Origin of the sequence: Hoeflea marina (assembly GCF_003182275.1) — a bacterium.
Classification (GTDB): domain Bacteria; phylum Pseudomonadota; class Alphaproteobacteria; order Rhizobiales; family Rhizobiaceae; genus Hoeflea; species Hoeflea marina.
Window position 1 is genome coordinate 950,561 of record NZ_QGTR01000002.1, and the last position, 21,589, is coordinate 972,149.

General features: G+C 65.0%; 12 protein-coding genes and 2 pseudogenes. 9 read left to right on the forward strand and 5 right to left on the reverse strand.

Going from position 1 to position 21,589, the window contains the following annotated elements; all coding sequences use genetic code 11:
• Nucleotides 1–17 precede the first annotated feature (17 nt).
• The 6 genes from DFR52_RS10920 (at nt 18) to DFR52_RS10945 (ending at nt 9,002) form a co-directional block, all read left to right on the forward strand.
• The gene (locus tag DFR52_RS10920; protein WP_110031931.1) at nt 18–1,244 is read left to right on the forward strand and encodes a bifunctional alpha/beta hydrolase/OsmC family protein; all 1,227 of its coding nucleotides are present in this window, start codon (nt 18–20) and stop codon (nt 1,242–1,244) included.
• A 122-nt stretch (nt 1,245–1,366) separates the two neighbouring features.
• Entirely contained in the window at nt 1,367–2,944 is a 1,578-nt protein-coding gene (locus DFR52_RS10925) for a Do family serine endopeptidase (protein WP_110031932.1), read from the forward strand.
• Between the two features lie 196 nt (nt 2,945–3,140).
• Nucleotides 3,141–3,818 (forward strand): response regulator transcription factor, encoded by a 678-nt coding sequence (locus DFR52_RS10930; RefSeq protein ID WP_110032085.1) that lies wholly within the window; start codon nt 3,141–3,143, stop codon nt 3,816–3,818.
• Nucleotides 3,819–3,824: 6 nt separating this feature from the next.
• The gene (locus DFR52_RS10935) at nt 3,825–5,231 is read left to right on the forward strand and encodes a sensor histidine kinase (RefSeq protein ID WP_110031933.1); all 1,407 of its coding nucleotides are present in this window, start codon (nt 3,825–3,827) and stop codon (nt 5,229–5,231) included.
• Nucleotides 5,228–8,308: a bifunctional [glutamine synthetase] adenylyltransferase/[glutamine synthetase]-adenylyl-L-tyrosine phosphorylase gene (locus tag DFR52_RS10940; protein ID WP_110031934.1), complete on the forward strand. Its 3,081-nt coding sequence runs from the start codon at nt 5,228–5,230 to the stop codon at nt 8,306–8,308. Before DFR52_RS10935 ends, DFR52_RS10940 begins: the two co-directional genes overlap by 4 nt.
• 121 nt (nt 8,309–8,429) lie before the next feature.
• Nucleotides 8,430–9,002: an EF-hand domain-containing protein gene (locus DFR52_RS10945; RefSeq protein WP_158284932.1), complete on the forward strand. Its 573-nt coding sequence runs from the start codon at nt 8,430–8,432 to the stop codon at nt 9,000–9,002.
• A 268-nt stretch (nt 9,003–9,270) separates the two neighbouring features.
• On the opposite strand, the gene DFR52_RS10950 is transcribed toward DFR52_RS10945, so the two are convergent.
• On the reverse strand, nt 9,271–10,386 hold the full coding sequence (locus tag DFR52_RS10950; RefSeq protein WP_146215594.1) for an STING domain-containing protein: 1,116 nt from the start codon (nt 10,384–10,386) through the stop codon (nt 9,271–9,273).
• A 142-nt stretch (nt 10,387–10,528) separates the two neighbouring features.
• Between DFR52_RS10950 and DFR52_RS10955 the strand changes: the two genes are divergently transcribed.
• Both DFR52_RS10955 and DFR52_RS10960 read left to right on the forward strand, forming a co-directional pair.
• Entirely contained in the window at nt 10,529–10,960 is a 432-nt protein-coding gene (locus DFR52_RS10955; protein ID WP_110031937.1) for a hypothetical protein, read from the forward strand.
• Between the two features lie 332 nt (nt 10,961–11,292).
• Nucleotides 11,293–12,351, forward strand: coding sequence for a zinc-binding metallopeptidase family protein (locus tag DFR52_RS10960; protein ID WP_110031938.1), 1,059 nt, complete (start codon nt 11,293–11,295; stop codon nt 12,349–12,351).
• 204 nt (nt 12,352–12,555) lie between these two features.
• Here DFR52_RS10960 and DFR52_RS10965 read toward each other — a convergent pair whose 3' ends face one another.
• Nucleotides 12,556–14,901 (reverse strand): PAS domain-containing sensor histidine kinase, encoded by a 2,346-nt coding sequence (locus tag DFR52_RS10965; RefSeq protein ID WP_110031939.1) that lies wholly within the window; start codon nt 14,899–14,901, stop codon nt 12,556–12,558.
• Between the two features lie 231 nt (nt 14,902–15,132).
• On the reverse strand, nt 15,133–17,784 hold the full coding sequence (pepN, locus tag DFR52_RS10970; RefSeq protein ID WP_110031940.1) for an aminopeptidase N: 2,652 nt from the start codon (nt 17,782–17,784) through the stop codon (nt 15,133–15,135).
• Nucleotides 17,785–18,033: 249 nt separating this feature from the next.
• Here pepN and DFR52_RS10975 point away from each other — a divergent pair, with 249 nt between their 5' ends.
• Nucleotides 18,034–20,331 (forward strand): xanthine dehydrogenase family protein molybdopterin-binding subunit, encoded by a 2,298-nt coding sequence (locus DFR52_RS10975; protein WP_110031941.1) that lies wholly within the window; start codon nt 18,034–18,036, stop codon nt 20,329–20,331.
• Nucleotides 20,332–20,815: 484 nt separating this feature from the next.
• On the opposite strand, the pseudogene DFR52_RS24860 reads toward DFR52_RS10975, so the two are convergent.
• Together DFR52_RS24860 and DFR52_RS25040 are read right to left on the reverse strand one after the other, a co-directional pair.
• Nucleotides 20,816–21,064: pseudogene (locus tag DFR52_RS24860) on the reverse strand (type II toxin-antitoxin system PemK/MazF family toxin); the annotation flags it as partial.
• Nucleotides 21,065–21,129: 65 nt separating this feature from the next.
• Nucleotides 21,130–21,429 (reverse strand): annotated as a pseudogene (locus DFR52_RS25040) (antitoxin MazE family protein); the annotation flags it as partial.
• Between the last annotated feature and the right edge of the window lie 160 nt (nt 21,430–21,589).

Genomic DNA, 21,589 nt, shown 5'->3' on the forward strand with positions numbered 1-21,589 from the left:
AAAGATGTGAAGATGCCATGACCGCAGTCACGCAGCGCGCAGAGTTTTCCGGCCATTCCGGAGCCCGACTCGCCGCCCGGCTGGACATCCCCGATGGCGCCGTTCGCGCCTGGGCGCTGTTTGCCCATTGCTTCACCTGTTCCAAGGACAGTCTGGCGGCGCGGCGGATTTCCGCCGAACTGGCCAGGGCCGGCATCGCCGTCATGCGGTTCGATTTCACCGGCCTGGGATCCAGCGAAGGCGATTTCGCCTCGACGAACTTCTCCTCCAATGTCGAGGATCTGGTCGCGGCGGCTGAGTGGCTGGCCGAGCACCGCGGGGCGCCGGAAATCCTCATCGGTCATTCGCTCGGCGGCGCCGCGGTGCTGGCCGCCGCTTCGGCTCTGCCCGGAGTCAAGGCCGTCGCCACCATCGGCGCGCCGGCCGATGTCAGCCATGTGCTGCACAATTTCGGCCATCAGGCCGAGGCGATCGAGCGCCATGGCGAGGCCGAGGTTTCCCTCGCTGGCCGCCCCTTCACGATCCGCCGGCAATTCATCGAGGACGCCCGAAGCACCGATCTGGCCGCCCGCATCGCTGAGCTGCGGGTGCCCTTGCTGATCCTGCATGCGCCGCTCGACGAGGCGGTGGGCATCGACAACGCCGCGCAGATATTCGCCGCCGCCCGCCATCCCAAGAGCTTCGTCTCGCTCGATGGCGCCGACCACCTGCTCACCTCGCCCGCCGACGCCGCCTTCGCGGCCGGGCTAATCGGTGCCTGGGCCACGCGCTACCTGGCGCCCGACGAGGCCCAGGACGCCAAGCCGGTCGAGGACGTTCGAGTCGCGGAGACCGGGCAGGGGCGTTTTCAGGTCGTCGTCCAGGCGGGGATCCACCGCTTCATGGCCGATGAGCCCGAAGCGGTCGGCGGCTCCGACACCGGACCCTCGCCCTACGATCTCATGGCCGCGGCACTTGGCGCCTGCACGGCGATGACGCTGCGCATGTATGCCGGAGCCAAGAAGCTTGAGCTCGGCCTGATCAGCGTCGAGGTCCGGCACGCCCGGATTCACATGGCCGACTGCCTTGAATGCACCGAAGAGCAGCGGGCCGGCACGGGGAAGATAGACCGGTTCGAGCGGATCATCTCGGTCGATGGCGGGACGGACCCGGAGTTGGCCCGCAAGCTGGTCGAGATTGCGGGGAAATGCCCGGTCCACCGCACCCTCGAAGCGCGGTCGACGATCGTCACCCGGGTGCAGTGACAGCCGCAGCCCGGCGAACATTACCAAGGTTTAATGATCCGGAAAGGTTGCCGTAACCGCCCACCCTCTATCTGTTTCTGGACGCCGGTATTCCGGTGAACCAATTGAAAAGAGGATGACAGATGTCAAAGACCTTCCGGATTTCCCCCAAGCGCCTCCTGACCACCACTGCCATTGCCGGCATGGCTGCAGCGATGCTTGCCACCGGCATGCCGGTCACGACGGCTCCTGCGCTCGCCGACGCTGTGCGGGTCGAGGCGCCTCAGGCCCCGAGCTTCGCCGATGTCGTCGCAGGCGTGTCGCCGGCCGTGGTTTCCGTCCGCGTCCAGGCCGAAGTCAAGCCGGTTTCCGACAGCGGCTTCAATTTCGAATTCAACGGCAAGGGTCTCGAAGACCTGCCGGACGACAACCCGATGAAGCGCTTCTTCGACCAGTTCAACAAGGGCTTCGGCGGTCCCGAGGGCCGGGGCCGCGACCATGACAGGCGCGCCGAGCGTGACCACGGCCCCAAGGGCCCGGGCATGGACCGCCCCGGTCGCGTGCGTCCGGTCAGCCAGGGTTCGGGCTTCTTCATCTCCGAGGACGGCTACCTGGTCACCAACAACCACGTGGTTGAAGACGGCTCCGCCTTCACCGTGATCATGGACGACGGCACAGAGCTTGATGCCAAGCTCATCGGCCGCGACTCGCGCACCGACCTCGCCGTGCTCAAGGTCGAGGAAGCCCGCAAGTTCACCTATGTCGGCTTTGCCGACGACAAGTCGGTCCGCGTCGGCGACTGGGTGGTGGCCGTCGGCAACCCCTTCGGTCTCGGCGGCTCGGTGACGGCGGGCATCGTCTCGGCCCGCGGCCGTGACATCGGCGCCGGCCCGTATGACGACTTCATCCAAGTGGATGCCGCCGTCAACCGCGGCAATTCCGGCGGCCCGACCTTCAACCTCAACGGCGAAGTCATCGGCGTCAACACCGCCATCTTCTCGCCGTCGGGCGGCAATGTCGGCATCGCGTTCGCCATTCCGGCGTCCACGGTGAAGGCTGTCGTGCAGGATCTGGTCAAGAGCGGTTCGGTCGAGCGCGGCTGGCTCGGTGTCCAGATCCAGCCGGTGACCAAGGACATCGCCGAATCGCTCGGCTTGGCCGAAGCCACCGGAGCGCTGGTCACCGCGCCGCAGGATGATGCCCCCGCCGCCAAGGCCGGCATCAAGGCCGGCGACGTGGTCACCGCCGTCAACGGTGACACGGTCAAGGACCCCCGCGACCTCGCCAAGCGCATCGCCGCCTTCAATCCCGGCGAGTCGGTCGACGTGACCGTCTGGCGCGACGGCAAGAGCAGCGACGTCAAGGTGGATCTCGGCTCGCTTCCCGCCGAAATGGCCGCGGCGACGCCTGACCAGCCAGCCGAGCCGGATGCGCCGGCCGCCGCCGACACCACGCTCGACCGCTTCGGTCTGACCGTGACGCCGGCGGAAGACGGCAATGGCCTGGTGATCACCGATGTCGCCACCGACTCGGCCGCCGAGGATCGCGGCCTGCAGGCCGGTGATGTCATCCTCGCCGTCAACAACGAGGAGGTGAAGGACGCCAAGGACGTCGTCCGCATCATCACCGCCGCGGCCAAGGACGGTCGCAAGGCCGCGCTGTTCCAGGTGGAAAACGAAAACCGCTCGCGCTTCGTCGCCCTGCCCATCGACCAGGGCTGATCCCACTGCCCGCGGGATTGCCGGTCGAACGATCTGTCGCCCCCCGGCCGGCATAACGCGTGCAAAGACAGCGGGTCGCCCCATCGGCCCGCTGTCGCTTTTCCAGGAGACCGTCGCGATGACCCAGGCTTTCCATGGCCGCGCTGCCGATCTGAGCACTTGTGAGGCCGTCACCGAAGCGGCTAGGATCGACGGCATGAAGATTCTCATCATCGAAGACGACCTCGAGACCGCCGCCTACCTGACCAAGGCGTTTCGCGAGGCGGGCATCACCGTCGATCACGCCAGCGACGGCGACAGCGGCTATTTTCTCGCATCCGAAAATCCCTATGACGTGCTGGTGGTCGACCGCATGCTGCCGCGCCGCGACGGGCTGTCGATCATTTCGGCCCTGCGCGCCAAGGGCGACGACACGCCGGCCCTGATCCTCTCCGCGCTGGGCCAGGTCGACGACCGGGTGACCGGGCTGAGGGCCGGCGGCGACGACTATCTCACCAAACCCTATGCCTTTTCCGAGCTGCTCGCCCGGGTCGAAATTCTCGGCCGTCGCAAGGGATTTCGCGACACCGAGACGAGCTACCGTGTCGGCGACCTGGAACTCGACCGGCTCAGTCATGAAGTCAGACGTGCCGGCCAGACCATATCGCTGCAGCCGCGCGAGTATCGGCTTCTCGAATATCTGATGAAGAACGCCGGCCAGGTGGTCACGCGCACCATGCTGCTTGAGCATGTCTGGGATTACCATTTCGACCCGCAGACCAATGTCATCGACGTGCATGTCTCCCGCCTCAGGGGCAAGATCGAGAAGGACTTCGGCGAACCGCTGCTGCGCACCGTTCGCGGCGCCGGCTACATGATGAAAGCCGAGGGCTGAATTCGCATGGGGCGTCTGCGCGCCATGCTGGGAACGACGGCTGTCAGGTTGTCCGCGCTGTATCTGGCGCTGTTTGCCATCTGCGCCGTGGCCCTGGTTTTCTACGTCACCGCGATTTCCGAACGGATGCTGCGCGACCAGACCCGCCGCGCCGTCGCGGTGGAGCTGTCGGCGATTTCCGAAGTCTACGAGAACGCCGGCGTCGTCGGCCTCGTCCGCGCTGTTGATCGCCGCTCGCGCCAACCCGGCGCCAATCTCTATATCGTGGCCATGCCGGCGGGGGAGATCATTGCCGGCAATGTCGCCTCGCTGCAGCCCGGCGTCCTCGACACCGACGGCTGGACGGCGCTGCCCTTCCGCTACCAGCGTTACGGCAGCGGCGAGACGCGCAACCACCGCGCCCTGGCGCAGATCGTCCTGCTTCCCAACGGGATGCGGCTGATGGTCGGCCGCGACATCGGCGAACCCGAGCAGGTGCGCGGTCTGGTGCGACAGGCGCTGATGATGGCGCTGGCGATCATGTTCGTCGGCGCCGTCGCCATCTGGTTCTTCGTCGGCCGGCGTGCGCTCAAGCGGATCGACCACATGTCGGAGGCGAGCAAGAAGATCCTGGCGGGCGATCTCAGCCAGCGCCTGCCGGTGGCGGGATCGGGCGACGAATTCGACCGGCTGAGCCTGTCGCTCAACACCATGCTCGGCCGCATCGAGCGGCTCAACGAAGGCCTGCGCCAGGTCTCCGACAACATCGCCCACGATCTCAAGACGCCGCTGACCCGTCTGCGCAACCGCGCCGAGGCGGCGCTCACAGACTCCCATGACGGGCCCAGTCACCGCAAGGTGCTCGAGGAGATGATCGCCGAAAGCGACCAGCTCATCCGCACCTTCAACGCGCTGCTGATGATCAGCCGCGTCGAGGCCGGCTCGGCGGCGGCCGAGATGAGCCAGGTCGATCTCACAGGCATCGCCATCGACGCCGCCGAGCTCTACGAGCCGGTCGCCGAGGAGGCGGGCGTCAGCCTTACCCATGCCATCGCGCCCGGCATCCGGGTTACCGGCAACCGTGAACTGCTGTCGCAGTCGCTGTCCAACCTGATCGAGAACGCCATCAAATATGTCGATGGCGCCAGCCCGGCCCGCATCGAGGTGCGGCTCGAGACCGACAAGGCCGGCGTGCATCTGAGCGTGATCGACAACGGTCCCGGCATCGCCGGCGACAAGCGCGAGGATGTGGTCAAGCGGTTCGTCCGGCTCGATGAAAGCCGCTCCAAACCCGGCATCGGGCTGGGGCTGAGCCTGGTGGAGGCGGTGGCGGCGCTGCATGGCGGCCGACTGGAGCTGGCCGATGCGGCAGCGGAAAATGCCGCCATGCCGGGCCTCAAGGCGACCATGCATCTGCCGGGGCCGATCGCATGACGCAAGAGCAGCCGCCCGTCAGCCCGCCCGCGCAGTGCCTCGTCTCCAGCGATCCCGCTGGCGCGCGACTGCTCGATCTGCAGGCCTCTCCGATATCTCCTCCCTCGGCCGCCGCGGCGAAGGCTGTGCTGGCCGATCTCAGGCAACTCAGCGGCGAGCATGCGGCGCTTGCAGCCCTCATTGCCGGGGATACACCGGCGCGCAGCTTCGTGCTGTCGGCGCTGGCGCTGTCTCCCTATCTGCGCGAGACCGTGATGGCTGCCCCGGCCTGCCTGTGCGAGGCGCTCGAATGCCCGGTGGCGGAGGTGCTGGAGCGGGCGCTTGCCGACGCGCGCGGCGCCTGGAAGACCGGCGAGGGCGCTCTCGCCCCCGAGGCTGAGCTGATGGCTGACCTGCGCCGGGCCAAGCGGCGCGTGGCGCTGACGCTGGCGCTCAACGATCTCGCCCGTCTGATCACCGCGCGCGAAACCACGGCCGGGCTCAGTGCACTGGCCGATGCCTGCCTTTCCGCAGCCTTCGACCACCTGCTGCGCGGCGCCCATGATGCGGGCAAGCTGGTTCTACCCGATCCCGACCGGCCCGGTGAGAAGTCCGGCCTCATTGTCCTCGGCATGGGCAAGCACGGCGCAGGCGAGCTCAACTATTCGTCCGACATCGACATCGTCGTCTTCTTCGATCCCGATGCGGGCATTCTCGAGGACCCCGACGAGGCCACCGACACCTTTGCGCGGCTGGTGCGGCGGCTGGTCCGGATCATGCAGGAGCGCACTGGCGACGGCTATGTCTTCCGCACCGATCTCAGACTGCGGCCCGATCCCGGCTCGACGCCGCTGGCCTTTCCGGTCGAGGCGGCGATGCATTACTATGAGAGCCGCGGTCAGAACTGGGAGCGTGCCGCCTTCATCAAGGCGCGGCCGGTGGCCGGCGACATCGAAGCGGGTGAGCGCTTCCTCAAGGAGCTCACGCCCTTCGTCTTCCGCAAGTATCTCGACTATGCGGCGATCGCCGACGTGCACTCGATCAAACGCCAGATCCACGCCCATCGCGGCTTCGGCGCCATCGCGGTCAAGGGCCACAATGTCAAGCTCGGCCGCGGCGGCATCCGCGAGATCGAGTTCTTTGTCCAGACCCAGCAGCTGATCGCCGGCGGACGCATGCCGCAACTGCGCAAGCGCCGCACCGACGAGATGCTGGTGGCGCTGGCCCGCGCCCGCTGGATCGATCCGTCCACCGCCCGCACGCTGGCGGAGGCCTACTGGTACCTGCGCGATGTCGAGCACCGTATCCAGATGCTGCGCGACGAGCAGAGCCATACCCTTCCCGAGACGGAAGCCGAGCTCGCCCGCATCGCGCTGATGATGGGCGCGGCCAGTTCCAAGGCCTTCGGCGAGACCTTTGTCGGCCACCTGCAGGCGGTCGAGCGCTGTTATGCCGGGCTGTTCGAGAACGAGGAACGCTTGTCGCTGGCATCAGGCAACCTGGTCTTCACCGGCGAGGACGATGACCCCGGCACGCTCAAGACGCTGAGCCAGCTGGGCTTCGAGCGGCCTTCCGACATTTCCCGCATCATCCGCACCTGGCATTACGGCCGCTACCGCGCCACCCAGTCTGCGGAGGCGCGCGAGCGGCTGACCGCGCTGACGCCACAACTGCTCACCGTCTTCGGCGCCACCAAGCGCGCCGACGAGGCGCTGATCCGCTTCGATGCCTTCATCTCGGGCCTGCCGGCGGGCATTCAGCTGTTTTCGCTGCTCGGCAACAATCCGGGGCTGTTGACCCTGATGGTGACGATCATGGCTTCGGCACCGCGCCTGGCCGAACTGATCGCCCGCAAGCCGCATGTCTTCGACGGCATGCTCGATCCGGCGCTGATGGCGGAACTGCCGACGCGCGACTATCTCGCCGAGCGCATCGACACTTTGCTCATCGGTGCCAACGCCTATGAGGAATGCCTCGACCGGTTGCGCATCGTGGCGCTGGAGCAGAAATTCCTCATCGGCGTGCGGCTGCTGACGGGGGCCATCTCCGGCGCCCGTGCCGGCGAGGCATTCACCGATCTCGCCGACCTCATCATTGCCGCGGCCCTCGACGCCGTGCTCGACGGCATGGTGGAGGCGCATGGCCGCATCCCGGGCGGGCGGGCCTGCGTCATCGGCATGGGCAAGCTCGGCAGCCACGAACTCACCGCCGGCTCCGACATCGACATCATCCTGCTCTACGATCACGAGGCCGGCGCCGAGGAGTCCGACGGTCCCAAGCCGCTCGACCCGGTGCGCTACTACGCCCGCGCCACCCAGCGGCTGATGGCCGCGCTGTCGGCGCCGACCGCCGAAGGCATCCTCTATGAAGTCGACCTGCGGCTCCGGCCTTCGGGCAACAAGGGTCCGATCGCCACCTCGGTCGCCGCCTTCGCCAAGTACCAGGCCGAGGAGGCCTGGACCTGGGAGCATCTGGCTCTGACCAGGGCCCGGCCGGTGGCGGGCGACCCGAGCCTGATGCGCGACGCCCGCGACGTCGTCGACCGGGTACTGGCGGAGCCCCGCGATCCGGCAAAGCTGGTCGCCGATCTCGTCGAGATGCGCGATCTGATCGACACGGAGAAGCCGCCGCGCGACATCTGGGATGTCAAGCTGATCCCGGGCGGCCTCATCGACATCGAGTTCATCGCCCAGTACCTGTCGCTGAAGGCGCGCGGCGAGGGTTCGCTTTCATTGCAGAAAATTAATGAAAAACAATCGCTTGTCTCCAATTCGAAGCAAAAAGGTCCGCTTGTCGCCGCATTTGCCTGCGATGAAGGATGCACGGCAACCGGCGAGGTGCTGGCCCTGCTCGGACCTGAGATGATCGGTGTCGAGGAGACGGAACTGCTGCGCCGGGCGCTGGAATTGTGGTCGAACCAGGCGCAGATCGTGCGGTTGTGCGTCGAGGGCGGATTTGATCCGAAGCAGGCGCCGGCGGGGCTGATCGACCTGGTCGTGCGCGCCGGCGAGGCGCCGGACCTCAAATCGCTGGAGACCGAGATGAAGGCCACATCGAAGCGGATACGCCAGCTGTTCCGCAGGATCATGGCCGCCTGAGTGGCGGCAAGAGATTCCACTGCCTCGGGGCAGGGGAGCACCGGATGGAGAGCGGGCCATGGGAAGCCTGCCTGCCATCCTCCACGCATCGGGGGTGACACTTGATGCACAGGAGAACGACATGAACAGGACTCTGATAGCAATGGCCGGCATAGCCGGCATGATGATCGCAGCGCCGGCCCTGGCCCAGGACGCGACAGCGCCCGCCACGCCGTCCGCGGAAGCGGGTGCAAATCCGGATGCGACAGCACCCATTCCGGGCAAGATGGGCAAGATGGGCCATGGCGGGATGATGGCCCGCCTGGACGCCGACAAGTCCGGCGACATCTCCTCGGACGAGTTTGCCGACATCGGCGTCGGCCGGCTCGTCAAGGCCGACAGCAACGGCGACGGCGAACTCAGCATCGACGAGATCCAGACGGCGATGGAGGCGCAGCGCAAGGAACGCATGGCCGAGATGTACAAGCGCCGGTTCGATATCAACGGCGATGGAAAGATCACGGTGAGCGAACTGACCAGCCAGCAGGACAAGCGCTTCGCCCTGCTCGACAGCAACGACGACGGCTCGATCTCGCCGAAGGAGTTCCGCAAGATGCGCCACATGATGGCGCGGGGCGGAATGGATGGCGATTTCGACGGTCGCGGCGGTCGCGGCGGCGGTCGCAAGCACCACGGCGGCGCGCACGACTGGTAGAACCTCGCAACAGGCCGCGGCGGATCGTCTGCGATCCGCCGCGGCAATCCTCCCATTCGGCAGCGAGACAAAGCCGCGCCGGTTCCGAGCAATCAGGACGAGCGTCGCTGCCCTGGTCGCAGCCGAGCAGCGACCGCAAATTCCTCCCGGTACTGACCGGAAAGCCGACGAAAACCTCGGTGCCTGTGCCGGGGCGCTTTATCTTTTCGGATTTGGATGGTCGTTCAAAGGGCTGCGGCGGCCGCAGCTTTTCGGATTTGAAACGCCTTCACGCCGTTTCCGCAAGGAATTCGTCTATCGTGCGCACGTGAATTCGGCTGCCGTCCAGACCCGGCTCTTCGAGGAGGTAGTCCATGACCCTGAAAAAACTGTCGATCATGCTCTTCTCAAGCTTGTCCTTGCGCTTTCGCAGCTCGCTCCCCTCGGAACTGTCTCCGAACGGGCTCCGCGGGATGATCCGGCGTGCTTTGCGGTAGCGTGGAGAATGCGCAAGGGAACTGATCGGCGTCGGGATATCAATCAGCGACGAGCCGACATGCTTCAATGTCAGCTTGCGGGAATGCAGGGGGGCTTCAAACAGCAGCGTTTCGACGGGCGGGGCTCCGCGCCGGCCGAGTTCGTTGTTGAGCCTCGCGTTCATTCCCTCGACCTCGCCGATCGTCTCGGGCCGGAAGATCACCAGGCGGCTCAATTCCACAGCGAAATCGGCGTTCGGATACCGGAGGAAGGGCGAATCGCGGGTGTCGAGCACATAACGCAGAAAGTTGTGATAGTATCCCGTGGCGAGCCCGTTGGACGAGGCGATGTCGACGATCGAAAGGTTGTAGAATTTTGAAATCGGGTTCCGATGCGGATCGGCCGCCGGGTTGTCGCTGTCGCCGTGCACAAGATAGCGGATCTGGGTTCTGAGCATGCCGACCAGCGTGTCAACCGTGTAATCGGGAACAGGTCGGGCATAGAGCTGGCTCAGATAGAATTCGGAGTTCTGCTCCTCGGGGATAACCGGAATTGTCGGAGTACCCAGCGCGTGAAGCCACGTCAGTTCGTACATCACGTTCGGACTGACCCGACCGTGGACCGGCGCGCCGCCGGTGGCAATTACCGGTCCTGACATGTCGAATATTCCCGCGTCCGCATTGTCGAGCATCTCGAAGATCGTTTCATCGATGAGGCCGGTCGCATTGCGGGGCGGAAAGGTGACCTGAACGAACCGCGCGCCGAGTTCCTCGTTGATCTCCTCGGCGATAATCTGCGTCGCACTGATCAGGTTTTGCAATTGCGCAGCCAGACTGAGGCCGGACGGCCCATTGCTGCTGGGTGACATGCCTCCACCCACAAATATTTCAAACACCGGGCTGCGCGTGCTCAATACGCCAGAGGTCATTGCTACACCCAAGCAAGAATACTATTAAAGTTGTAACTAAATTCAAAATGCAAAGCCAGTTCATAACTGTCAAGGAAAATTAACCAGCTGTTAACCATGATTTACTAGCGTCGGCATATTCCAGAATCAAAGGATTGCTTCGATGCACAACGAGGATACGGCGACGTTCCATCTGCCGGAAGGTATTGATTGGACGCAGGATTTCGATTGGGTGCAGGATTACGGTCAGGTCCGCGCGACGGAGGCGGAGGGTGGTGGCGTCACGATCATCGACGGCCTGGGAGTGACGTGGACGATGAACTCTGCCGCCTTCACGCAGCGCTACATGGCGACCGGCAGCCGGGATCGCTACAAGCGCCGGTTTCAGCCCGTCAAGGCGTTCTGTTTCGCCTCATCGACACGGGTCCGTCTCCATGGTGCGTTGATGACCATGGAAGCGGGTGACGCCGTATGCTTGTCTCCCGAAGGCGCGCTCGAGATCGTCCGGGGCGCCGAATTCGCCGCCAACTACCTTATCGTGGCGTGGGCGCCGACGGAAAAGGCGCCGGTTCTTGCCTTTGAACATGCGGCTTAGCTGAAGAATTCAGGCGCGGACTGCCGAACCATGAATCTGTCTTTCCGCCGGACTTCGGCCAACCGGCGCGGGGGAGGCGACTTCAACCCGCCAAGCCGTCGGCTTGGCGGGATACTGGCGCAAGCAGCCGGGTTACGGGGGCGGATTGCCGGCCGCGACAAAATTGACTGTTGGATGGTTTCTTCCAGAAGAGCGCGCGTCTGCCGGAACGAAAGTCCGCCATTGGCGTTACAGAGCCGGCAATGCCGTCATGAGGGCTCCGCAGGCGGGATGCTTTCGTCCCCGGCATGCCGTTCCGCCGCTGTCCTTGCGCCCTTGATCGAAAGCTCCTTATGCGCCGTTATGCATGTCCCAACTGTTCCAACGAAGTCCACTTCCGCAACAGCGAGTGCGTCAGCTGTCATTCGCGGCTGGGCTATGTTCCGGTGCGCGACCAGATCTTCTCCACCAGGCCAGACGAGGTCCAATGGCACGACGGCCCCACGGCCTACAATGCCTGCGCCAATCGCCAGCTGATCTCCTGCAACTGGCTGGTGGAGGATGGCGCGGGGCACGACCACTGCCTGAGCTGCCGCCATACGCTGGTGATCCCGAATCTGTCGTCTCCCGAAAATCGCGGTCACTGGACGGCGCTGGAGGAGTCAAAGCGCCGGCTGTTCTATTCGATCCAGAAATTCCGGCTCGGCGTCGGCGACCTCGAAAATCAGCCGGAGACGGCCCTGCGCTTCGAGTTCAAAGCCGACGTGCTCACGCCCGACGGCAAGACCAAGAAGGTTCTGACCGGCCATGAGCACGGACTGATCACCATCAATGTCGCGGAGGCCGACGATCCGACGCGCGAGAAGCACCGCAAGGCGATGGGCGAGCCCTACCGCACGCTGATCGGGCATTTCCGTCACGAGGTTGGCCATTACTACTGGGACCAGCTTGTTGACAATTCACCCAGGCTTGAGGCCTATCGCGCCATCTTCGGCGACGAGCGCGAGGATTATGCCGAGGCACTCAAGCGCCACTATCACCATGGCGCACCTCAGGGCTGGGACCAGACCCATGTCAGCTCCTATGCCTGTGCCCATTCCTGGGAGGATTTCGCCGAGACGTGGGCGCACTACTTCCACATTGTCGATGGGCTCGAGACGGCCGGATGGTACGGGCTCGACGGCCACACGCCGGACACCGGGCTCAACCGGACGCCGGGCGGCTGGTCCGATGCCGGGCCTTACGGAGCGGTCGAGTTCCGCCCGCTGATGGATGCCTGGGTGCCGCTGACGGTGGCTATGAATGCGATGAATCGCTCGATCGGGCTCAGCGACTTCTACCCCTTCGTGCTGTCGGACACGATTTTCACCAAGCTTGAATTCATTCATGAACTGATTCACGACCGCGGCTGACGGGCGAGTGACCCGGAGGCGGGATTGCCCGCCACGCCGCCGGGCTTCTGTCCCAAAGCCCTCGTGGGGTCAATCATGCATGTGATGATCCTTAAGCCGCTGCACACTCCCGGGCCCGTGCGGGTCTTCGAGGTCGCGCGGCAGAGCCGGCCTGATGCGGTCCCGCCACCCGCGTCGACGTGATTTCCGGCGGCTCCGGATACCCTATTCGGCAGCGATCAACTGCGGCTCGCCGCTGTGCAGCGGGATGCGCACGCTGACGATGGTGCCGACGCCCTCGATGGAGCGGACCTTCATGGCGCCGTTGTGCAGTTCGGTGAGCGAGCGCGAGATGGCGAGACCCAGCCCGGATCCGCCCTTCGACTTCGAGAACTGGTTCTGCACCTGCTCGAACGGCTGGCCGATCTTCTTCAGGGCTGCCTTGGGAATGCCGATGCCGGTGTCTTCGATGGTCAGCGTGACGGCCGTCGAGGTCTTGCGGGCCCGCACATAGATGCGGCCCTCATCGCCGGTGAACTTGACGGCATTTGACAAGAGGTTGAGCAGGATCTGCTTCATGGCGCGGCGGTCGGCGATCATCGACAGGCCGCTGGAAATCCTCTGCTCGACAAGAATGTGCTTCTTCTCGGCGTTCGGGGAAATCAGCCGCAGCGTCTCCTCGATCAACGGCGCGAGGTCCACTTCCTCGGTGTCGAGCTGCATCTTGCCGGCCTCGATCTTCGACATGTCGAGGATGTCGTTGATGACGCCGAGCAGGTGGATGCCTGAATCATGGATGTCGTCGGAATATTCCTCGTACTTCTCCGAGCCGAGCGGGCCGAACATGCGGGTCTGCAGGATTTCCGAGAAGCCGATGATGGCATTGAGCGGGGTGCGCAGTTCGTGGCTCATATTGGCGAGAAACTCGGACTTGGCGAGGTTGGCGGCCTGGGCGCGCTCCTTCTCCAGCTGGTAATCGCGGTTGAGCGCGGAGAGTTCGGTGGCCTTCCGATTGAGTTCCGCCTGGCTCATGGACAGATCACCGATGGTGGCCATCAGCCGCTTCTCGGAATCGCGGAGCCTCTCCTGGTTGCGCTTGAGCTGGGTGATGTCGGTGCCGACCGAAACCTGGCCGCCGTCGCGCGTCATGCGCTCGTTGATCTGCAGCCATCGGCCGTCGCCGAGCTGCACTTCGAAGGTCTGGGCATTCCCCTTGGCAAACGGTGTCGCAAGCCGCCGCTCGATCACCGGCCGGGTCGCCGACGCCTCCACATGGCTGCGCAGGGCGCCCGGGGACAGCGCCTCGTCGGCAAGGCCGTGGATCGACTGGTAGTGCTTGTTCCACAGCACCAGGCGGTCATGGCGGTCCCACAGCACGAAGGCCTCCGAGGTGCTCTCGATGGCGTCGAACAGCCGCTGGTCGGCCTCGGCGGTCCGCTGCTGCAGGCGGTACTGCTCGGACACGTCCATGGCGATGCCGATGAGGTGCGTCTGGGTCGCCGACGGATCGACCACCTGCGCCCGGGCCCGCATCCAGACATAGTGGCCCTGGGCATGTCGCATGCGGAAGAGATGGTCGACCTGCTTGAGGTCGCCGCGCGCCACCTGCTGGGCGATTTCATAGAGGTTGCCGTCTTCGGGATGGATCAGCGCCGAGGCTTCGCCGAACGATATCACCGAGTCGCGTGGCGCCAGGCCCAGCAGCTCGTACATCGAGCGCGACCAGTAAAGCCGGCCGCGCGCCATGTCCCAGTCCCACAGGCCGCAATGGCCGCGTGATAGCGCCATCTCCACTCGGCGGTGCGATTCCATGTAGATTTCATCGGATTCGCGCGCCCGCCCGGCCTGTGAGAAATAGGCATAGAGGATGACCAGCAGGATTGCGGCGGTGGCAATGAAAAGTGTGGTGTTGACCGAAACGGTCTGGCGCCAGGCCTCCAGCATGTCGGTGATGGGAGTGAGCACCAGGATTGAGCCGCCATTGTCCGTCAGATTGACCATCGAGGCGAGGACGGCCTCGCCCGCGAAGATGATTTCGCGCACGCCGGCACGGTCCCCGAACTGGCGCAGTGGCGACCAGTCGGCCAGCAGATCGTCAAGCGCCATGCCGACCAGCCGGCTGCCGCCGGCGGTGGCGGCGAAGATGCGGCCCGACCCGTCGGTGACCACGACATAACGGCCTGAATCTCCCTGCAGTGCGCCCAGCACGCGATTGATCCGCACCTCGGTGTCCCAGCGACGGGAGTTCTCGAACAGGGTGGAGTCCTGCGTGAGCGTCGACGCCACGGCCATCAAGGTCAGCGCCGTGGTCTCCTCGGCGGCATGATAGAGCCGTTCACGACCGTCCATCATGTTGAGAAAGCGAGCGCAGGCGACGACCACGAGGAAGGCGACGATGAGGACGGGGATGAGGCGCTTGAGGAAAGGCTCTACGCCCTTCAGTCCTTCATAGGTCGGCTTGGCGAACAGTCTTGCATGTCCGGACATGGTCCAATCACGCGCCTGCAAAACTGGTTTATTTTCGGCAAGCCGCGACCCTTCGGCCGCAGATATCCTCTGCGAATCCGCCATGATTCTGAATTTCCCCGTTGGGACCCGGACTACCGCATCTCCGAATCTACCCTAATGAATCAAAGGTGATTCGCCTTGTCCAGTGGCAAGATGAACTCTTTTTTAAGGGTTTGTTATGACTCGGTTTTGTGGGACCCGCCACAGCTCGCCAAGGGGCCATTGAGTCGACGTCGCGGCAAAAGCCGGACAGTTCTCACTGCCCGGCCTGACTTGCGCCGCGGTTTCCCCTGCTCAGCCGGCCAGCGTGCGCTGGACGATGTCGCTGACGTCGGTGGAGAGCTGGGCGGCGCCGAGGATTGCCACCAGCGCCAGTCGGGCCTCTTCCTGCCTGACCGGTTCGAGCGACCGCCAGGACCGCATGGCCGTCAGCAGCCGGGCAGCCAGCTGCGGGTTGCGCTTGTCGATGGCGGTGACCTCGTCGGCGAGAAGGCGGAAGCCCGCGCCGTCGGCGCGGTTGAACCCGGTGGGGTTGCCGGCGGAGAAGGATCCGATCAGCGCCCGCACGCGGTTCGGATTCATGCGATCGAAATGCCGGCTGGTCATCAGCTCGCGGACCCGGTCAAGCGTGGCAGCTCCCGGCGCCATGGCCTGGATGGCGAACCACTTGTCGATCACCAGCGGATTGTCGGCGAAGCGAGCCTCGAAGGCTGCCAGCGCATCTGTTGCCGCGCCGGTTCCGGGAAAATGATGCGCCAGCACCTGCAGCGCCTGCGCCATCACTGTCATGTTGTCCGCGGCAGCGAAGACTGCTGCCGCCCGCGCCGGGCTTGCCTCGGCGATCGACGCATAGGACAGGGCGATGCCGGCCAGCGCCCTCAGACCCGCGCTGCCGGCATCGGGCGAATAGGGGCCGCCGGGGGCCTGGTTCGCCAGGGTGGAGAACAGCTCCCGTCCGGCGCGCGCCACATCGGCGATCACCGCCTCGCGGGCGGCCCGAATGGAATCGGGCTCGATGTTGGAGCCGATTTCGCGGGCGATGTCGGATTCGGCCGGCAGCGTCAGCGCCTGGGCGCGGAATGCCGGCTCCAGGCTCTCGTCGCCGGCGACGGCTGTCAGGATGGCGCAGAGCTCATCGCTGGCGGGCAGGGGGCGACCGTCGCGCGCCAGCCGCGCCGCGGCCACCAGGTGGCGGGTGGCATGGTCGTTGATCGCCTGCCAGCGGGCAACTCCGTCGGCGTCATGGCGGGCGATATGGGCGAGATCGGCAGAGCTTTGCTCCATGGCCAGGTTGACCGGAGCGGAAAAGCCGCGGTTGATCGACAGCACCGGCCGGGAGGCGACATCCGCGAACGTGACGCTCTGCTTGCGCCGGGTCAGGTGCAGCACGCCGGCGGCGGCCGAGCTGGCACCTGCACCGGAAGGCGAGCCCTTGTGTTCGCTGCCGTCCTCGAGCAGCAGGCCGTAGGCCAGCGGGATGTGCATGACCTCCTTGCGCGGCTGTCCCGGCGTCGGCTGCAGCGATTGTTCCAGCGTGACGGTGAAGGTGGATTTCGCCTCGTCCCAGGAAGTGGACACCGAAACCGACGGCGTGCCGGCCTGGCTGTACCAGAGCGAGAACTGCATCAGGTCGCGGCTGCTGGCCTCGGCGAAACAGGCCAGGAAATCCTCGATCGTCACCGCCTGGCCGTCATGGCGCTCGAAATAGAGATCCATGCCCTGGCGGAACGCGTCGGCTCCGACGATGGTGCGCAGCATGCCGACGACTTCCGAGCCCTTCTCATAGACCGTCGCCGTGTAGAAATTGTTGATCTCGCGGTAGCTTTCCGGCCGCACCGGATGGGCCAGCGGCCCGGCGTCCTCGGGAAACTGATGCGCCTTCAGGAGCCGGATCTCGGCAATGCGCTTGACCGGCGCGGAGCGCTGGTCGGCGGAGAAGGCGTGGTCGCGGAAGACCGTCAGCCCTTCCTTGAGGCAGAGCTGGAACCAGTCGCGGCAGGTGATGCGATTGCCGGTCCAGTTGTGGAAGTATTCGTGGGCGATGATCGCCTCGATATTGGCGTAGTCGGCATCGGTGGCAGTCTCGGGATCGGCGAGCACGTATTTGTCGTTGAAGACGTTGAGCCCCTTGTTCTCCATGGCTCCCATGTTGAAGTCGGAGACCGCGACGATCATGAAGATGTCGAGATCATAGGCGCGGCCGAACGTCTCCTCGTCCCAGCGCATCGAGCGCTTGAGCGCGTCCATGGCATAGGCGGCGCGTTTCTCCTTGCCGTGCTCGACATAGATCCTGAGCGCCACCTCGCGCTCATCCATGGTGGTGAATGTGTCCTCGATGACTCCCAGGTCGCCGGCCACGAGCGCAAAGAGATAGCTTGGCTTGGGATGCGGATCGAACCAGGCGGCAAAGTGCCGGCCCTCATCGTAATTGCCGCCGCCGAGATAGTTGCCGTTGGACAGCATCAGTCTGGCGTCGTCCTTGCGGGAGATGATGGTCACCGTGTAGACGGCAAGCACGTCGGGCCGGTCGTAGAAATAGGTGATGCGCCGGAAACCCTCCGCCTCGCACTGGGTGCAGTAGATGTTCCCGGTCCGGTAGAGACCCATGAGGCTGGTATTGGCCTCAGGCGCGATCGTCGTATTGACCGTGATTTCGAATGTGGCTTCCGCCGGCAGGTTGCGGATGGTCAGATTTTCGGGCGTGACGTCGAAATCGGCGGGATCGATGTCATTGCCGTCCAGCTGGACGCTGTCGAGTGTGAGCTCATCGCCGTCGAAGACCAGCGGAGCGCTGCGGCTGACGCCGGCGCGGCGTTTCATGAGGACACGGGAAATCACCTTCGTCTCGGCCGGATCCAGCTCGAACGTGAGGTCGATGCGGTCAACGACGAAGTCGGTCGGCGCGTAGTCCTTCAGGTGAAAAACCTGCCCAGTGTCAGTCCGCATACGCAAGCCTCATTTAGCAATTCGTTTTGGTCGATTCGATCGATAGCAAAGAGATATCGCAATCCGGTTAATTCGCGAAATCCCGGGGAACCGCCGGATTGGCGCCTCTCGCGGAGCGAAACAACCCCATGCCCTGCAGCCGCCTCCGGTTGCCCGATCACGGATTGCCCCTCGACATTCCCTCTCTCTGCCTTAAATATACGGCACGCCGTTCGGCAACTGGTCCAAACTCCACCTCCGGGAATTGACATGAACATTGCGACACCGAAATTCGGAGTGGGCGCATCCGCGCTTCGCAAGGAAGACACCAAGCTCATCCGGGGTGAGGGCTGCTTCACCGACGACGTCAGGGCCGAGGGCGAACTGCGCGGCTTTGTCGTCCGCTCCCCCTATGCGGCGGCAAGCTTCAGCTTCACCGATCTTGACGCCGCCCGCCAGTCCGAAGGTGTCCATCTGGTGCTCACTGCCGCCGATCTCGCCCATCTCGGCCCGGTGGTCTGCCAGACGCCGGTCAAGCAGCCGGATGGTGCCAGGCATGCGATGAAGCATGTGCCGCTCCTGTGCGACGGCGAAGTCCGCTATGTCGGCGACGCGGTGGCCTTCGTGGTGGCCGACACGCTGGAACAGGCGCAGGAAGCCGCCGACCTCATCGGCATCGACTGGGACACCGGCGACGCCCACGCCGATCTCGGTACTGCACTTGATTCCGGCTCTCCGGTGGTCTGGCCGGATCTCGGCTCCAACCAGGCATTCCTCTACAAGCTCGGCGATGCGGGCAGGACCGAAGCGGCCTTCGCGGGCGCCCATCACGTCACAACGATCAAGTTCGTCAACAACCGGCTGGTCTGCAACTACATGGAGCCGCGCGCCTGCCTGGCGGAGTGGGATTCATCTGCGGGCAAGTTCACGGTGACGCTCGGCTCGCAGGGCGTCCACAACATGCGCAACACGCTGGCCAAAGACGTCTTCAAGATCGGCAACGACGATATCCGCGTCATCACCCGCGATGTCGGCGGCGGCTTCGGCACCAAGAGCTTCAACTATCGCGAATATCCGCTGGCCATGGAGGCCGCGCGCCAGCTCGACCGCCCGGTCAAGTGGGTGGGCGACCGCACCGAGCATTTTCTCGCCGACGCCCACGGCCGCGACAATGTCGTCGAGGCCTCGATGGCGCTCGCCAGCGACGGCCGCTTCCTCGGCCTCAGGATCAGCATTCTCGCCAATATGGGCGCCTATCTGCACCAGTACGGTCCCTATATCCCGGTGCTTGGGGCATCGATGGCGACCGGCGTCTACGACATCACCAATCTCGACCTGACGATTACCGGCGTCTACACCCACACCGTGCCGCTCGACGCCTATCGCGGCGCCGGACGCCCGGAAGCCGCCTTCCTGCTCGAGCGTCTGGTGGATGCCTGCGCCCGCGACACCGGCATTCCGCTGGCGGATCTGCGCCGCAGGAACTTCATCAAGCCCGAGCAGTTCCCCTACACCACGCCCTACGGCCGGACCTATGACGTCGGCGAGTTCGATGGACACATGACGCGCGCGCTGGAAAAGACCGATGCCGCAGGCTTCGAGGCTCGGGCGGCCGAAGCCGTCTCGCGCGGCAGGATCCGCGGCTACGGCACCGCCGTCTATGTCGAGGCTTGCGCCTTCGCCGGCTCGGAGGCCGCCAAGGTGGAACTGACGCCGGACGGCGAAGTGGTGCTCTACATCGGCACCCAGACCAACGGCCAGGGCCATGCCACCGCCTACAGCCAGTTTATCGCCGACAAGATCGGCATCGATTTCGACAGGATCATCGTCCGCCAGGGGGACACCAGCGAACTGCCCAAGGGCGGAGGCACCGGGGGCTCGCGGTCCATTCCGCTCGGCGGCGTCTCGGTGGCGGCTGCCGCCGAGGTGCTGGCCGAGAAGATGAAGAAGATCGCCGCCGACGAACTGGAGGCCTCGCCGGCCGACATCGAACTGGTCGACGGCTCGGCCCGCATCGTCGGCACCGACCGGGTGATGAGCTATGGCGACCTGGCGCGCGCCGCCAAGTCCGAGGAGGACCGCCGCGGCGACGCGGAGATCGTTCAGGACGAGGCGACCTATCCCAACGGCACCCACATCTGCGAGATCGAGATCGATCCCGACACCGGCGCCACCGAGATCGTCCGCTATTCGATCGTCGATGATTTCGGCGTCACGGTGAACCCGATCCTGCTGCTCGGCCAGATCCATGGCGGCGTGGTGCAGGGCATCGGCCAGTGCCTCAACGAGGGCGCGGTCTATTCCGACGACGGCCAGCTCTTGACGGCGAGCTTCATGGACTACGCCGTGCCGCGCGCCGACGAGCTGCCGTTCTTCGAGTTCGAGACCCGCAACGTGCCCTCGACCACCAACGCGCTCGGCATCAAGGGCGCGGGCGAGGCCGGCACCATCGGCTCCTGCCCGGCGGTGGCCAACGCCGTCATCGATGCGCTCGATCGCTCCCGCGGCATCCGCCATCTCGACATGCCGATGACGCCGCTGAAGATCTGGCAGGCGCTCAACGGATAGGGCGCGGCCGGATGAGAGGGCGCGCGATTCACCCATTTCGAAGGGCCATCCGTGTTCCTCCCATCGCCGCTGATGGGTCGGGACAGCGATGTGCGGATGCCCCGGCACCGGCCCCTCCCGTCTCGCTCACCCCACCCTCATCCTGAAGTGCTCGCGCATCGAGCCGCCCTCGAAGGGCGAGGGTCCAGAGACCCGGGTGTCTGCGCGGTGAGAGACTCCCGTGCTGCGGATGGTCCGGTCTCTTGGCGCCTGATCGCAAGAACGTTGCGCGCTGGCCGCGCGGCGTCGAACGGCAACGGGCATCGCGCTGAACATCGCCCCGGTGGTCGCTTCGTCGGCATGTCGAGCGCCGTCGAGGCGGCCACCGAAGCGCTCAAGGCAGGCGAAGTCGTCTTTTTCGCTAGGTCCTCGTCTTGGGTGAACCTGCCAGACCGAGAAAGACAAGGACCGCTTGATTGAGCCGCACTATATCCTCGTCGTCGAGCCGACCGACCCGGGTCCCGACCTTGGTTTTCGGAATTGTCGTGATCTTGTCGACCATCAGCCGGCATGGCGAGTTGAGGCCATTGCGGCTGTTCGGCTCCACCGGCAAGCGGAACAGCGGCGCTTCGGTCTCATCCGTGGTAAAGGCGCAGACCGTGATGGAATCCGTCGCGTCGAACGCTTCGTCCTGCACGACGACAACCGGGCGAGGCCTGCCAGCGGAATCCTTGCCGCCGGAGACGGTCCAGATGTCCCCGCGTCGATGAACGCCTGATCGCTCGGCGCATCGTTGCTTGTTGCCACGGCGAGCGACTGCCGACGCGCTTCCGTCCTCAACGAAGGTGCACGAACATCCGGCACCCAGATCTGGATTGGCCGCAAGCCCTGCGCCCGCAGGCGGGCACGATGTTCGCTGACCTTCACGCGGGACGGCCTGGGATTGGAAGCAGAGGGCATGGGGGGCTCCATCACGATGGTTACATGTAACCTACCATGAGCCGGCGCTGATCGCGAGTCTCTCCGTTGAGAGAAAAAGGTCAGGATGCCTACGAATCCGGCCGCGCAACGGCGATGGAGCGATAACAAAGACCGGTCCGATACGGTCATCGGCGGCATCACACAGCGCAGAAGCTGAATATGGTCGCGTGAATTCTGCAGAGCCCCGTCAGAACGGGGATCCTGCGCCAGAGCCCTGTTTTCAGGCAGAGACACTGCCGGTTGAGAGGGCAGGGCGCTTCGCTCCTGATCCTCGGGATCCTCGCGCCCCGGCCGCACC